The sequence below is a fragment of the Caballeronia concitans genome, assembly GCF_001544615.1.
GTDB classification, from domain to species: domain Bacteria; phylum Pseudomonadota; class Gammaproteobacteria; order Burkholderiales; family Burkholderiaceae; genus Caballeronia; species Caballeronia concitans.
In genome coordinates this window covers 1-14,213 of the sequence record NZ_FCNV02000010.1, presented here as the reverse complement: position 1 = coordinate 14,213, position 14,213 = coordinate 1, and the positions used below count along the sequence as shown (strand labels likewise).

At 64.3% G+C, this 14,213-nt stretch carries 12 protein-coding genes; 2 read left to right on the top strand and 10 right to left on the bottom strand.

From position 1 onward, the window contains the following. Positions 1-7: 7 nt before the first annotated feature. On the bottom strand, positions 8-943 hold the full coding sequence (gene panE, locus AWB72_RS20440; RefSeq protein WP_040049932.1) for a 2-dehydropantoate 2-reductase: 936 nt from the start codon (positions 941-943) through the stop codon (positions 8-10). A gap of 41 nt (positions 944-984) precedes the next feature. Beyond that, on the bottom strand, positions 985-1,326 hold the full coding sequence (locus AWB72_RS20435) for a hypothetical protein (protein ID WP_040049931.1): 342 nt from the start codon (positions 1,324-1,326) through the stop codon (positions 985-987). Here AWB72_RS20435 and AWB72_RS28955 point away from each other — a divergent pair. Both AWB72_RS28955 and gnd read left to right on the top strand, forming a co-directional pair. Next, positions 1,325-1,483 carry a hypothetical protein gene (locus tag AWB72_RS28955; protein ID WP_159459389.1) on the top strand — a complete coding sequence of 53 codons (159 nt, stop codon included), beginning with the start codon at positions 1,325-1,327 and terminating at the stop codon, positions 1,481-1,483. The genes AWB72_RS20435 and AWB72_RS28955 overlap by 2 nt on opposite strands. 87 nt (positions 1,484-1,570) lie before the next feature. After that, positions 1,571-2,977, top strand: coding sequence for an NADP-dependent phosphogluconate dehydrogenase (gene gnd, locus AWB72_RS20430; RefSeq protein ID WP_040049930.1), 1,407 nt, complete (start codon positions 1,571-1,573; stop codon positions 2,975-2,977). Positions 2,978-3,033: 56 nt separating this feature from the next. Here the strand turns inward: gnd and AWB72_RS20425 are convergent, their stop codons facing one another. The 8 genes from AWB72_RS20425 to AWB72_RS20390 all read right to left on the bottom strand — a co-directional run bounded on the left by AWB72_RS20425 (position 3,034) and on the right by AWB72_RS20390 (position 14,169). After that, positions 3,034-4,155, bottom strand: coding sequence for a Gfo/Idh/MocA family protein (locus tag AWB72_RS20425; RefSeq protein ID WP_040049929.1), 1,122 nt, complete (start codon positions 4,153-4,155; stop codon positions 3,034-3,036). After that, positions 4,152-5,213: a sugar phosphate isomerase/epimerase family protein gene (locus AWB72_RS20420; protein WP_040049928.1), complete on the bottom strand. Its 1,062-nt coding sequence runs from the start codon at positions 5,211-5,213 to the stop codon at positions 4,152-4,154. The genes AWB72_RS20425 and AWB72_RS20420 overlap by 4 nt, the downstream gene beginning before the upstream one ends. Positions 5,214-5,258: 45 nt before the next feature. Continuing rightward, positions 5,259-6,224, bottom strand: a complete 966-nt coding sequence (locus AWB72_RS20415) for a substrate-binding domain-containing protein (protein WP_040049927.1) — start codon at positions 6,222-6,224, stop codon at positions 5,259-5,261. Positions 6,225-6,256: 32 nt separating this feature from the next. Beyond that, positions 6,257-7,273: an ABC transporter permease gene (locus AWB72_RS20410; protein ID WP_040049926.1), complete on the bottom strand. Its 1,017-nt coding sequence runs from the start codon at positions 7,271-7,273 to the stop codon at positions 6,257-6,259. After that, entirely contained in the window at positions 7,254-8,741 is a 1,488-nt protein-coding gene (locus AWB72_RS20405; RefSeq protein WP_040049925.1) for a sugar ABC transporter ATP-binding protein, read from the bottom strand. Before AWB72_RS20405 ends, AWB72_RS20410 begins: the two co-directional genes overlap by 20 nt. Positions 8,742-8,743: 2 nt before the next feature. Next, entirely contained in the window at positions 8,744-9,763 is a 1,020-nt protein-coding gene (locus tag AWB72_RS20400; protein ID WP_040049986.1) for a LacI family DNA-binding transcriptional regulator, read from the bottom strand. A gap of 219 nt (positions 9,764-9,982) precedes the next feature. Beyond that, positions 9,983-11,851 (bottom strand): type VI secretion system baseplate subunit TssF, encoded by a 1,869-nt coding sequence (gene tssF, locus AWB72_RS20395; RefSeq protein WP_052449814.1) that lies wholly within the window; start codon positions 11,849-11,851, stop codon positions 9,983-9,985. Continuing rightward, a complete protein-coding gene (locus AWB72_RS20390; RefSeq protein ID WP_244285695.1) occupies positions 11,848-14,169 on the bottom strand; it encodes an ImcF-related family protein in 2,322 nt (773 codons plus the stop codon). Before AWB72_RS20390 ends, tssF begins: the two co-directional genes overlap by 4 nt. Positions 14,170-14,213: the final 44 nt, after the last annotated feature.

The following is a 14,213-nucleotide window of genomic DNA, read 5'->3' as shown; positions in this document are numbered from 1 at the left end:
CAATCCATCAGCCTTTGGACGCACGCGCGCGCCGCGCCTCGTACGCCTTCAGGTGCGCGTACGCCACCGCGAGCAGCGACGTTCCATCGGGCGCTGTCTTTCGGCGCGCCAACAAATCGCCGACGATCTGATCCGCTTCGATCGGCGCGTTGTTCTCGATGTCGCGCAGCATGGACGCCGTCATCAACGAGCCGCGCTCCGAGAAGAACGTCCGCGAACGCGCGAGCACGGCTTCGCCCGGCGGATGGCCGTTGTCGCCGGCGATACCGCGACATTCGTCGAACAGCCCGCGCAGCAGCGCTTCGCCGCCCGGCGCGGTCACGATATCGCCGATGGGCGCACGCATCAGGCACGTTCCGGCGGCGAGCGTCGCGAGGAACACCCACTTGTCCCACATCGATTGCAGAATGTCTTCGCTCACGTTCAGCTCGTAACGCGCGCCGCTCAATTGCTCCGCGATCGCGTCGATGCGCGCCGAGCGCCCGCCCGCGCGCTCGCCGATGGTCATCGACTGCATCGTGTTCAAATGAAGGATGGCGCCGTGCGCGTCGAGCGTCGCGGCGATCACGCATTGGCCGCCGAGCACCTTGTCCGCGCCGAAGCGCGCGTCGAGCGCATCGAGATGCGACATGCCGTTCAAAAGCGGCAGGATCGCCGTATCGGGGCCGACGGCGGGCGCGAGCGAATCGATCGCGCCTTGCAGATCGTAGGCCTTGCAACTGAGCAGAACGAGATCGAAAGGCGCGTCGATGTCTTGCGCCAGCACGATCGGCGGATTGCTGAATCGCAGGTCGCCGTCGGGACTCTGCACTTTCAGGCCGCCGTCGCGCAGCCGTTGTGCGCGCCGTTCGCGCACGAGAAACGTCACGTCGCGTCCCGCTTCGAGCAGCCGCGCCCCGAAATATCCGCCGATGGCGCCCGCGCCCACTACCAGAATCCGCATGCCGCGCTCCTTGTCGTTGATTGTCCGCTTAACGCGCAGGCTCACGCCTGCCACACGCCGTAGCCCGCTTCCCTCAAGCCGATCGCCAGTTCCACTTCCATGTCGCGCGCGCCGTCGTAGGGCATCGGGTTATACATCTCGTAAAGATGCGGCAGAAGCCGCAGCCCGAACTCCCGCACGAAGCGGTTCGACTGGATGCCCGCCTTGTGCTTGTCGAAACGCACGTCCGGGTCGATGCCCGTCATCCCGACATAGACGAACGGCTTGCCGAGCACGTAATCCGGATTCGCGCGGCGAAAGCGCGGCTCGTTCCAGACCGCGTCCGAGAGTTCGACGACATAAACCGAATAGTGATGCGCTCGCGTGCGCCGGGAAAGCGCCATGAATCGTTCGATGCAGCATAAGGGCGTTCATTCTATGCCGCTGTTCCCGCGCGCGTGCGGTCGCCGCCGCTGCCGGATGCGGCCCAAAGTGGTAAATTCGGGCGGTCTGCGCTCGCGCATCCACGATGCGCCGGTCGAAACCCTGGGCGACCTGTGAAGCGCGAGCGCCGCATCCATCGACACGTTTCATCCCGAAGCGCCCGCGCCACGAGCTGCGAGCGCTTCGGTCATTCGGAGATCAAGCATGAGCAAACAAGCTATCGGCGTGGTGGGCCTCGCCGTCATGGGCCGCAACCTGGCCTTGAATATCGAGAGCCGCGGGCACGCCGTTTCGGTCTACAACCGCAGCCGCGCCAAAACCGACGAACTGATTGCCGAACATCCCGACAAAAAGCTCGTGCCGACGTACACGCTCGAAGAGTTCGTTCAATCGCTCGAAACGCCGCGCCGCATTCTGATGATGGTGAAGGCCGGCGCCGGCACCGACGAAACCATCGCGTCGCTGCGTCCGCTGCTGGAAAAGGGCGACATTCTCATCGACGGCGGCAACACGCATTTCACCGATACCATCCGCCGCAATCAGGACCTCGCGAAGTCGGGGCTGCATTTCATCGGCACGGGCGTGTCGGGCGGCGAGGAAGGCGCGCTGAAAGGGCCGTCGATCATGCCGGGCGGACAGAAGGAAGCGTATGAGCTCGTCGCGCCGATCCTCACCGAGATCGCCGCGAAGGCGCCGGATGGCGAGCCGTGCGTCGCGTACATGGGACCGGACGGCGCGGGCCACTTCGTGAAGATGGTGCACAACGGCATCGAGTATGGCGACATGCAGTTGATCGCCGAGAGCTATGACGTGCTGAAGCGCGTGGCGGGTCTGTCGAACGAAGAGCTGGGCAAGGTGTATGTCGAGTGGAATCAGGGCGAGCTGGACAGCTATCTGATCGAGATCACGTCGAAGATCTTCTCGAAGAAGGACGAAGAGACGGGCAAGGATCTCGTCGATGTCATTCTGGATCGCGCGGCGCAAAAGGGCACCGGCAAGTGGACGAGCCAGAACGCGCTGGATCTCGGCGCGCCGCTGCCGCTGATTACCGAGGCGGTGTTCGCGCGCGTGCTGTCGTCGCTGAAGGATCAGCGCGTGAAGGCGAGCAAGGTGCTGAGCGGCCCGTCGCCGAAGTTCGAGGGCGATCGCGAAGCTTTCGTCGAATCGGTGCGGCGCGCGCTGTATCTGTCGAAGATCGTGTCGTATGCGCAGGGCTTCGCGCAACTGCGCGCGGCGTCCGACGAGTACAACTGGAATCTGCAATACGGCGAGATCGCGAAGATTTTCCGGGCGGGCTGCATCATCCGCGCGCGCTTCCTGCAGAAGATCACCGACGCTTATGCAGCCGACAAGGACCTCGCGAACCTGCTGCTCGATCCGTATTTCAGCGATATCGCGGCGAAGTACCAGGACGCGCTGCGCGATGTGGTCGTCGCGGCGGTGAAGGCGGGGATTCCGGTGCCGGCGTTCTCGTCCGCGATTGCTTATTTCGACGCGTATCGCTCGGAGCGCTTGCCGGCGAATCTGGTGCAGGCGCAGCGCGATTTCTTCGGCGCGCATACGTTCGAGCGGACGGACAAGGCGGGGAGTTATCACGCGAACTGGGCGTGATGGCTGGAGAGTAAGGCGGTTGATCGAACGGGGCGGCTTGCGAGCTGCCCCGTTTTTCATTCGACGCCGACCCAACGGCCATTCTCCCCGCTACTGCGCAACACCGCCTCCACGAACCTCAACCCCGCGACGCCATCCTCGACCGTGGTGAGCCACTCGTCGCCCTGCGTGGTCCCGCTCGCGATGCACGCCGCCGCATCCGTATAAACCTGCGCGAACGCCTCGATATACCCTTCCGGATGCCCCGCCGGCACGCGCGTCGCATGCTGCGCTTCGGTCCCCTGCACACGCCCGCGCGTAATTCTCTGCGATGCCCCGCCAACCGGCGTGAACCACAACTCGTTCGGCGATTGCTGATCGAAGCTCAAGCCCGCCTTCGTCCCATACACGCGCAGCCGCAAGCCGTTTTCCTCGCCCGCCGCGACCTGGCTCGCCCACAACATGCCGCGCGCGCCGCTCGCGTAACGCAGCATCGCCTGCACGTGATCGTCGACACGTCGCCCCGGCACGAACGTCGCCACTTCCGCCGATAGCTCCGAAGGCCGCATCCCCGTCACGTACTCGGCAAGCTGATACGCATGCGTGCCGATATCGCCAAGGCAACCGGCAGGACCGGCGAGCGCAGGGTCCGTGCGCCACGCCGCCTGCCTGTTCGACGCGTTCTCGACCGGCAACGACAGCCAGTCCTGCGCATACTCCACCTGCACCACGCGGATATCGCCAAGCAGGCCCTGCCGCACCATCGCGCGCGCATGGCGCACGAGCGGATAGCCCGTGTACGTGTACGTCACCGCGAACACGAGTCCCTTCTCGCGTGCGAGTTTCGCGAGCGCTTCGCCTTCATCGAGCGATACGGCGAGCGGCTTGTCGCAGATCACGTGGATGCCCGCTTCGAGAAACGCCGTCGCGATCGGCGCGTGCAGATGATTCGGCGTGACGATCGCCACCGCTTCGATGCCGTCGGAACGGCCCGCTTCGATGCGCGCCATCTCGCGATAATCGTCGTAGCTGCGCGGCAAGCCGATCGCCGCCGCGCTCGACGCCGCCCGCCGCGCATCCGACGACAACGCGCCCGCCACCAGCTCGTAACGATCGTCGAGCCGCGCCGCCATCCGATGCACCGCGCCGATGAACGCGCCCTCGCCGCCGCCGACCATTCCCAATCGCACGCGGTTCATCGCTGCTCTCCTAACCCGAGCACGTCGCGCATCTTCTCGCGGCTCGCGCCGCTGCCCGCGAAGTCATCGAACGCGCGCTCGGCCACGCGGATGATGTGGTCGCGTATGAACACCGCGCCCTCGCGCGCGCCGTCTTCCGGATGCTTCAGCGCGCATTCCCATTCGAGCACGGCCCAGCCGCCGAAGTCGTATTGCGCCATCTTCGAGAAGATCGCCTTGAAGTCGATCTGACCGTCGCCGAGCGACCGGAAACGCCCCGCGCGATCCACCCAACCCGAATAGCCGCCATACACGCCTTGCCGTCCGTTGGGGCGAAACTCCGCGTCCTTCACATGAAACGCCTTGATGCGCGCGTGATAAATGTCGATGAACGCGAGATAGTCCAACTGCTGCAGCACGAAATGACTCGGATCGAAGAGGATGTTCGCGCGCGGATGATCGTCCACGGCGGCGAGAAAGCGCTCGAACGTCACGCCGTCGTGCAGGTCTTCGCCGGGATGCAGTTCGTAGCACACGTCGATGCCCGCGCGATCGAACTCGTCGAGAATCGGGCGCCAGCGTGTCGCGAGTTCATCGAATGCCGCTTCGACGAGACCCGCCGGACGCTGCGGCCACGGGTACACATACGGCCACGCGAGCGCGCCCGAAAACGTCACGTGCGCGCTCAGTCCCAATCGCTTCGATGCCGCCGCCGCATGCTTCAACTGCCCGATCGCCCATTCGGTGCGCGCCGCCGGATCGCCTCGAACGTGCGGCGCGGCGAAGCCATCGAAGAGCGTGTCATAAGCGGGATGCACGGCGACGAGCTGCCCTTGCAGATGCGTAGACAATTCCGTGATCTCGACGCCCGCCTCTTCGACGGTGCGGCGGATATCGTCGCAATACGCATCGCTCGATGCGGCTTTCTCGAGATCGATCAGACGCGGATCGCACGGCACCTGAATGCCCTTGTAGCCGAGCGAACCCGCCCACGCCGCGAGGTTCTTCAATGAATCGAACGGCGCGGCATCGCCCATGAATTGCGCGAGAAAGATCGCGGGGCCCTTGATGGTCTTCATCTTTCGCCTCGATAAGAATGCCGGCCACGCGTGGCCGGCCTGCGCTCAGAACGGCGAGTTCGGGTAATAGAACTGCTTCGCGTTGTCCTTCGTGATCAGCACGGAAGGAATGATGGTCGTCGGCGGCAGCTTGTCGCCCTTCAGGCGCGCTTCGGCGGTCAGCTTGATCGCGTCGTAGATGAACTTCGGCGAATACGACACATCGGCCTGCACGCGCTTGTCACCGTCGATGATGCGCTTCACCGCTTCCTTCGATCCCGCGCCGCCGAACACTATCTTGATGTCCGTGCGCTTCGCCTGATCGATCGCCTTCAGCACGCCGACCATCATGTCGTCGTCGGCGGCCCAGACCGCGTCGATATGCTTGAAGCGCGTGAGATAGTCCTGCATGACCTTGAACGCGTCATCGCGATTCCAGTTCGCGTACTTCGCATCGAGAATCTTCATGTCGGGATGCTGCTTGATCACGCCTTCGAAGGCAGTCCAGCGTTCGTTGTCGAGCGTCGTCGGAATGCCGCGCAGCGCGACGATATCGCCCTTGCCGTTCAACTCCTTCGCGAGATACTCGGCGGGAATCTTGCCGAACGCGGTGTTGTCGCCGGCGACGTAGGCGTCCTGCGCGCTGGTGTCGGTGAGGCCGCGATCGACCACGGTCACGTACACGCCCTTCTTGTGCACCTGCGCGACGGGCTGCGTGAGCGACGCCGATTCCTGCGGGAAGATCACGAGCGCATTGATCTTGTTGACCGTCACGAGATCCTGCAGCTGATTCGCCTGCTCGGGCGCGCTGCCCGCCGTTTTCACGATCACCTTCAGATCGGGATGCGCCTTCTCCAGTTCTTTCTTCGCCTCGTTGGCCCACCACACGATGCCGCCGGTGAAGCCGTGATCGGCAGTCGGAATGGCGACGCCGAGTATCACCTTGTCGGCGGCAAGCGCGGACGACGAAGCGAGCGCGACCGCGCTTGCCGCAAGCGTGAGCGCGCCGAGCGCGCGAAGCATTTTCTTCATGACGATGTCTCCGGTTTTATTGAAAGCTCTGGCTAACGACGACCGCGCTGCAGGAAAGCAACGAGAATGATGACGGCGCCCTGCACCGCCGCGTTCAGATACACGCTGATGATGCTCGTGAGATTCAGGATGTTGTTGATGACCGAAAGCAGAATCGCGCCGATGACCGTGCCGATCACGCGCCCTTCGCCGCCCTTGAGCGCCGTGCCGCCGACGACCACCGCCGCGATTGCTTCGAGTTCCCACAAGAGGCCCGTCGTCGGTGTCGCGGAGCCGAGGCGCGGCACGTACAAAACGGTGGCGACGGCCACGCACAGGCCGAGCAGCACGTACGTCGCGATCTTCACGTTGTCGACGCGAATCGCCGCATAACGCGCGACCTGTTCGTTCGATCCGATGGCCTGCACATGCCGGCCGAACACCGTGCGATTGAGCACCAGCGCGCCGCCCGCCGCGACGATCGCGAAGACCCAGATCGGCACGGGTATGCCGAAGAGACTCGCGTAATACACGGGGCCGTAGAGATCGACGAGCGAGTTGTCGAGCGTGAGCGCGCCGCCGTCCGCGAGCCACGTCAGAAGCGCGCGAAACACGCCGAGCGTGCCGAGCGTAACGATGAACGGCTCGATGCGCCCTTTGGTCACGAGCAGGCCATGCGCGAGACCGAAGAGCGCGCCGAGCACGAGCGCGAGCACGATGCCGAGCGCGATGATCAGAAGCGGCGGCACTGCGTGCCCATGAAAGCCTTGCATCAGCCCGTTCATCATGTAGATCATGCTGCCCGCGATCAACGCGGCCATCGATCCAACGGACAGATCGATGCCGCCCGAGATGATCACGAACGTCATGCCCACCGCGATGATCCCGATGAACGACGTGCGCGTGAGCACGTTCATCGCGTTGTCGAAGGTGGCGAAGTCGCCGTTGAGCAGCGTGCCGCCGACGCACAGCGCGATCAAGCCGATGAGCGGCCCGACGCCGAACAGAACGCGCGAGAACGTGGCAAAGCGGCTTTCGCTCGCGGTGTCTTCAGTGTGTGCCGGTCGCATGCGCGATCAACCTCTCTTCGGTCAGAAGGTCCATGCCGAGCGTCGCAACGAGCTCGCCTGCGCGCATCACCGCGACGCGATGGCATAGCCCGATCAGTTCGATCAGCTCGGAAGAAATGACGATCACCGCGCGCCCTTCCGCGGCGAGGCGATGAATCAGGAAATAGATGTCGCGTTTCGCGCCGACATCGACGCCGCGCGTGGGTTCGTCCAGCACGATCACGCGCGGGTCCGGATGCAGGAACTTGGCGAGCGCGAGCTTCTGCTGATTGCCGCCGGACAGCATGCGCGCGCGGCTCGACGGATTGCCCGTGCGAATGCCGAAGTCCTTCAGCGCGACGGACAGCGCCCCGCGCTCCGCGCGCTTGTCGATGAGCGGATGCGCGTAGCGTTCGAGCGTCATCATCGTGAGATTGTCTTTGAGCGCCATGTCGACGTGCAGGCCGCGTCCCTTGCGGTCCTCGCTCAGATACGTGATGCCGTGACGCATCGCGTCGCGCGGACTTTTGAGCGTCGCGGTTTCGCCCGCGATCGACACGCGCCCCGCGCTCAGCGCACGCAAGCCGACGAGCGCTTCGAACAGCTCGGTGCGCCCCGCGCCGACGAGACCCGCGAAGCCGAGCACTTCGCCTTCGCGCACGGAAAAGCTCACGCCATCCGCCCAGCCCGGCACCGATGCGCCTTCCACTTCGAACGCGACGCGCGCATCGTCGATGAGCGCGGGCTTCGGCGGGAACATGTCGGAGACTTCGCGGCCGACCATCAGATTTGCCATCTGCCGCCGCGTGAGGTCGGGCGTCGGCGCGCGCGCGACGAAGCGGCCGTCGCGCATCACGATCACCTCGTCCGTCACGCGCTCCACTTCATCGAGCTTGTGCGAGATATAAACGATGGTCGTGCCCGCGTCCTTCAGGCGCGCCATCAACGCGAACAGGCGCTGCGTTTCGGACGGCGTGAGCGTCGCAGTCGGCTCGTCCATGATGAGCAGGCGCGCACGCCGCAGCATCGCCTTCGCGATCTCGACGAGCTGCTTTTCCGCGACAATGAGTTCGCGCACCTTCGTATCCGGATTCTTGTGCAGGCCGACATCGGCGAGCGCGGCGCGGGCGTCGTCGCGCATCGCGGCTTCGTCGAGAAAGAAGCCCTTGCGCACTTCGTGCCCGAGAAACATGTTCTGCGTGATGCTCAGGTGATCCGCGAGATTCAGTTCCTGGTGAATGAGCACGATGCCCTCGCGTTCGGCATCACGCGAGCTGGTGAAATCGGTGCGCACACCGTCGATGGATACGTCGCCCGCGTTCGGGCGCTCGTAGCCCGCGAGAATCTTCATGAGCGTGGACTTGCCCGCGCCGTTTTCGCCGAGCAAGCCGTAGATGCGGCCCGGCGCGAGATCGAAGCTCACGCCGTGCAGCACGCGCACCGGCCCGAACTGTTTCTCGATTCCGTCGAAACGCACGGCAAGACTCATCGTCAGGCGCTCCTTCTTTGTATCAGCCGATGCGGCAGCAGCACGCCCGGCACATGCGCGCGCGGATCGCGCAGGCGCTTGAGCAGCAGATTGGCGGCGGCTTCGCCGAGCGCCTGCATCGGTTGCGCGACGGTGGTGAGCGGCGGATCGACGTGCGCGGCAACGGCGATATCGTCGAAGCCGACGACGGCGACATCTTCCGGCACGCGAAGGCCCGCGCCGCGCAGTCCGTTCATCACGCCGATGGCGAGCGTGTCCGAGACCGCGAAGATGGCTGTCGGCCGTTCGCGCCCAAGCGATGCGAGTTGCGCGGCGGCGCGTTCGCCTGCGTCGTAGTCGAGGCTGTCGAGATCGATCTGCCACGCCGGATTCGCCGCGATGCCGGCGGCTTCGAGCGCATCGCGATAGCCCGCTTGCCGCTGGCGTCCGTATAGATAGCCGTGGCCGGAATTGATCAGCGCGATTCGGCGGTGGCCCTTGGCGATCAGATATCGCACGACATCGCCCGCAGCGAGATGATTGTCGATGCCGACATACGGCACGCCCGCGTCGGGATCGAATTCGCAGCATGCGACCCACGGCAGCGCGGATGCTTCCTCGGCGAGCGCGTTCTGCACGGCGGCGGGATCGAGGCAGATGGCGCCATCGGCGCGGCGGCCGCGCAAGAGATCGAAGTAGCTTCGTTCGCGCAACGGGTCCGCGCCGGTATCGCAGAGCAACATGAAATAGCCGTTCTGACGCGCGACGCTGTCGATGCCGCGCACGATCGCCGCGTAGAACGGATTGCCGAAGTCGGGCACCATGGTGAGCAGCAGGCGGCTTTCCGCCGTGCGCAGATTGCGCGCGAGCTCGTTGATGCGATAGCCGCTCGCCGCCACCGCCGCGCGCACCTTTTCGCGCGTCGCCTCGCGCACGTTCGTGTGGCCGTTGAGCACGCGCGACACCGTGGCGACGGACACACCGGCGCGCTCGGCGACATCGGCAATCGACACTTCCTCGCGGGAACGAACGGTATCGGACATGCTGCGCGCCAACTGGGCGGACGAGATGTAATGGATTACATTATTTGGTCCGATGTGCGCGCAAGGCAACCGGAAATGGATAGGGATAAACGCTTAAAGGCGGTCCGTCATGGTTCGTGGGGACCGGCGGGAAGATGTCTGCGCGCGGCCGCGCGCAGCAGCGGCCGTCGGTCGCGGTGCAGAGCCCTATCGCCAGGCGGCGCATGGTTCCACCCGTTGTCAGAAAGGTACTCCCTCGTATTCGATAAGCGGATAGAGGGTCTCATGACCGTCGACCTCAAGCGCGAGCCGCATTGCATGATGAAAGCTCGCATAGCGGCCTATGAACCGGGCCAGTACATCGCCGAAGAGCGCCGCGTCGCCCGGACCGTCAAACGCGGTCGCGTCGAGCCGAATGTGCATGCGAATCTCGCGCTGCATGCGCCCCTTTCCGACCGTCTCGTGATGGCTCAACCGTACCTCCGCGATCGCGTCGATGCGCCGGGCAATCCCCTCGTCAGCCGACCAGTCATAGAGTTCCAGCGCTTCGCGCAGCACCGGCGCGCCCGCTATTCCGATCATGTTCAGTTCATTCGCGCCACCCGCCGCGAAATGCCCAAGCACGCGCCAGTCGTACGTCGGGTGATGACGCGGCGGATACAGCGGCAGCGTCGGTGCGCTCAAGTTCCGTACGGACGCGATGCCGGTGAAACCCGTCACTGTCTCGGTGATCGTCGCCTCCTCGAGTGCCATGCGCGGCAGGCGGCCGTTGTTCGCGAGCGCACGCACCGTCAGGTATCGGTCCGGTTCCGGCCGGTCTTCGTCATGGCGCGCGTCATCGTGGAAGCGCTCCCAAAGTTGGCCCGAAAGCGTCAGCCACAGTTCACGGCCGGTCACGCCGAAGCGCTTCGATGTATGGAAATACCGCTCCGGCTTCTCGTAGCGCAGCTTCCAGCCACGATGCCGAAAGCTCGTGAACGCCTGATAGGCATGACGCGCGCTATCCTCGGGATCGGCGGCGGTCACCGCAAGCACGTCATACGGCTCGACGTGATCGGCCACGCCGGGCTGCACGAGAACGCGGTGTTCACGGTCATGCCAATCGGTCGGCCGCAGCGGCAGCGCATCCACCTCGAACAGATTGATCACAGGCGTGCAGAAAAGACGGAAGCTCTCGCGGCTGACCGAATAATCGCCCGGCATGCGACCGTCCAGCTCAATCTCGAACGTCATGTGCGACTCGCCCGACGGCAACATCGAGACGTCGAAGCCGCACAGATCGACGAAATGGAATTTCTGCGGAAATACAAAATACTCGAGCAGCGTCTGCTCACGATCCAGCCGCCGGTCACGCGCGGGCACCGCCACCGGCCATAGGCGGGTAGACGGTCCGAAGCCCGCCGCTTCGAAGTGCACACGATGCACGTCGTCAAGCGGCCGCAGTTCGCCGTTGCGCACCGAAGGCAGTCGCAGGCCGATCGACGCGACCTGATGCATCAGCGCTGCGTACAGCGCGGCTGCGGCAGGACGGTCGCCGTGCAGGTATAGCCGGATGCGTGACAGGTCCGTGGCCTCGCGCTGCTCGCCCAGCCACAGTTTGAACGTGAGACGGATGACCGTGCGTCCGCCATCGCGCACCGCGATCTGCGCATCCTCGACCGAGAGCGGTAACAATTGGACGACCTGAGTCGTTCGATAAAGACACCGCACCTGACCATGACCGACTGGCGCTGAGCGCACGGTGGCTCCGACGGGAATCTGCGCCGCGGCAGCAGCCCCACGGCCCAGCGGCGTGCATTCGATGATCGAGAGTGAAGGGATCGCCCGCGCAGCATGTTCGTAGAGGTTGTCGAGCAGCGCCTCAGTGAATTCCGGGCCGCCATCATCGAGCTTCATGCGCAGACGCGCCATGAGCAGCGCGAAGCCCTCGAAGGTTGCGCGAACACTGTCGCCGACTTCGCCATAGCGCATATCGAGCCGCCGCGCGGCGTCTGGTTGCCCTCGAGCGAATTCCGACGCGGCCGCGCGCAAATAGCGCATCTCCTCGTCGAAGTATCTAAGGTACGGATTCTCGTGCTCGAGCGCCGAATGTTTCCACGGTGCGGTCATGGCAGCATCTCCGGCGGCAGCGGCAGCGGCGGCAGCGACGCGATGCCTGCGGGCACGCCGCCACGAGCCACGGTGAAGATGCGCTGCGGCATCTTGAACCCGCGCAGCTTGAGGAGATCGAGCGGTCCTGCGCCGACCTGCGCCTTGAGGTCATAGTGCAGCGGAAAGCCGCTGCCTTGATTGAAGGTCAGTGCGTAAGTCGTGCTGTCCAGCGGTTTCACTTGCGCCGTGCCGAGCAAGCGCAGCCAGGCCCAGTCACCGTTAGCGGCAAATGCTATGCGTGTACCGGCGCCCACGGATTCCCACGTCAACTGCACGCGTCCGTTCTGGGCATTACCCGGCCATACAATCGACGTATTGGTTTCCAGCTGGTTGAAGTACTCGATTTTCGTGCCGTCGATGGTGAGGATGCTGCGCGTCACGTCGGGCGTCGGATGCGGCATGATCTGCAACCTATAGCTGGCGTCGCCCTGCGCGTAGAGCTGTGCGCCGAGAGTCGACAACTGCCGCAATGCCGAGAGGAATCCGGGATCGAATTGCAGTGCCTGGGGCGCGAGTTCATTCGGTGCCCAAGCGTTGCCTTGCTGTTGAAGCATGCCAGCGAGTTGCGTCGTCACGAAGCGCGAGATCAACCCGGTATCGGGCTTGATGTAACGACCGAGCTCAACAAACGAAGCATCAGCGTCGGTATCCGAGAACGGGTAGTGCCCGTCGAAGGCGCTCGTGAAGGGTGCGGCCACCGACACGCGCCATGCTTCGTTCAGGCTCGCTGCTGCGGGTTGCAGAATGGTTTCCCACGCCACGTCGAGAGGTCGGGCGAACAGCGCTTCGCCTAGGCCGGACCATTGCGAGCCGAGGCTCGCGGCCGTAAGCGCCGCATCGTCGCGCGCCTGCGTGAGTTCGGAGAGCTTGCCCTGAAATACCGCCTGCGCCATCTGTCGCGCCATCGACTGTGCGTCAGCGCTGGTGGCGATCTGCTGCAACTTCAAACGCATTGTCGTGGCCACCGTCAGAAAGTGCGCGAGACTCACACCGCTGAAATCGGTGGCGCTCTTGGTCGATTTGCCGCTGGATTTGCGGTTTGCATCGCCATTGCCGGTGACCACGTCATCACCCATGAGCGCCAGAAGCGGCCCGAACGATTTATCGAGCGGATTGATCTCCGGCTGAGCCTCGATGCTCGTCTTGTTTCCGATCAGATCCTGCGCCTTTCGAACCAGAGTATCGGCCAGCGCCTGAGACGGACGCCCCGCCTGCGCCTGATACTGGACCGACTTCATCAACGCAATCAGCGGCGACGTTTGGGCATCGGTGAGGCGCGTGAGTTGGCTGATGGCGTCGCTTAGATTCGAGGCGTTGCGCCACTGGATGCTATTGAGCATTGCCTGCCACGCTGCGGTGTACTCGGCGAAATAGCGCGCGCGCAGTCGCTGCTTCACTTCTTCCGTATCCTGCTGTGCCTCTAGCGCCGCGCCGGGAACGCGTGCGGCGCGCTCATCCGCCAGCACCCAGTCGGCGCCAACGCGGCCTTCCCTCGCCGCTTTATCAATCGCTTCGCCGATCATGCCGTCCCACGCTGCGCGTGTGTACACTCCCGGCACCGTCTGGCCGGTCGAGAAAAGGCCGCGCGCGTCCGCGGCATTGATAAGCGTGGTCAGCGACATGTCCGCATACTTGCCCTTCGCCTGCTCGAGCACGGACTGGTAGAGGGTGTCGTCGGAGTTCTGCAGGCCGATCTGATTGACGAGCATGTTCCGCGCAGCGCTGATCAGATCGTTCGACGCAGCGAACTTCAACTCCGGATGCATACCCAGATGCGACGCATAGAAGGATGCGAGACGTCCCGACGTGTCGAGCCATTCGCCCGTGCTCATGCCGGCCACGACGGGCCATATGGCGGAAAGCTGCTTGGCGAGATAAGTTGCATCGACGTGTTGAGGCTGCGCCAGCATCAGATAGCTCTTGAGCGCGTGGTAATCGTGCTGCTGTTCTTGGGTGCTGGCGAGGGAGTCGGCGCGTGCCCGGGCCAGTTGGGCGAGCGTCGCTTCAAGCTGGCGCGCGGCAGGGTCGCGCAGGTTACGCACAGCTACTGTCGCATACGACGGCCAGAGCGACGTGAGAATGGCATCGTTGTGGTTCAAGCCCGCGCGCAGATGCCACGGTGCGCCGTGCTGCTGACGATGCTCCAATAAGTCGATCTGTTGTTGCAGCGCCAATTGGGCGCGCAGCGCCGCTGCCGTGCCTGGCGTGGTGGCGAGCGCCGTGTCGGCTGCCGCTTGCGCATCTGCCCTTGAACTTGCCATCCGGTCCAGCGCCATCCGGTAATCTCAGGAACGATTTGCCGGCAGGAATCATGAAATAA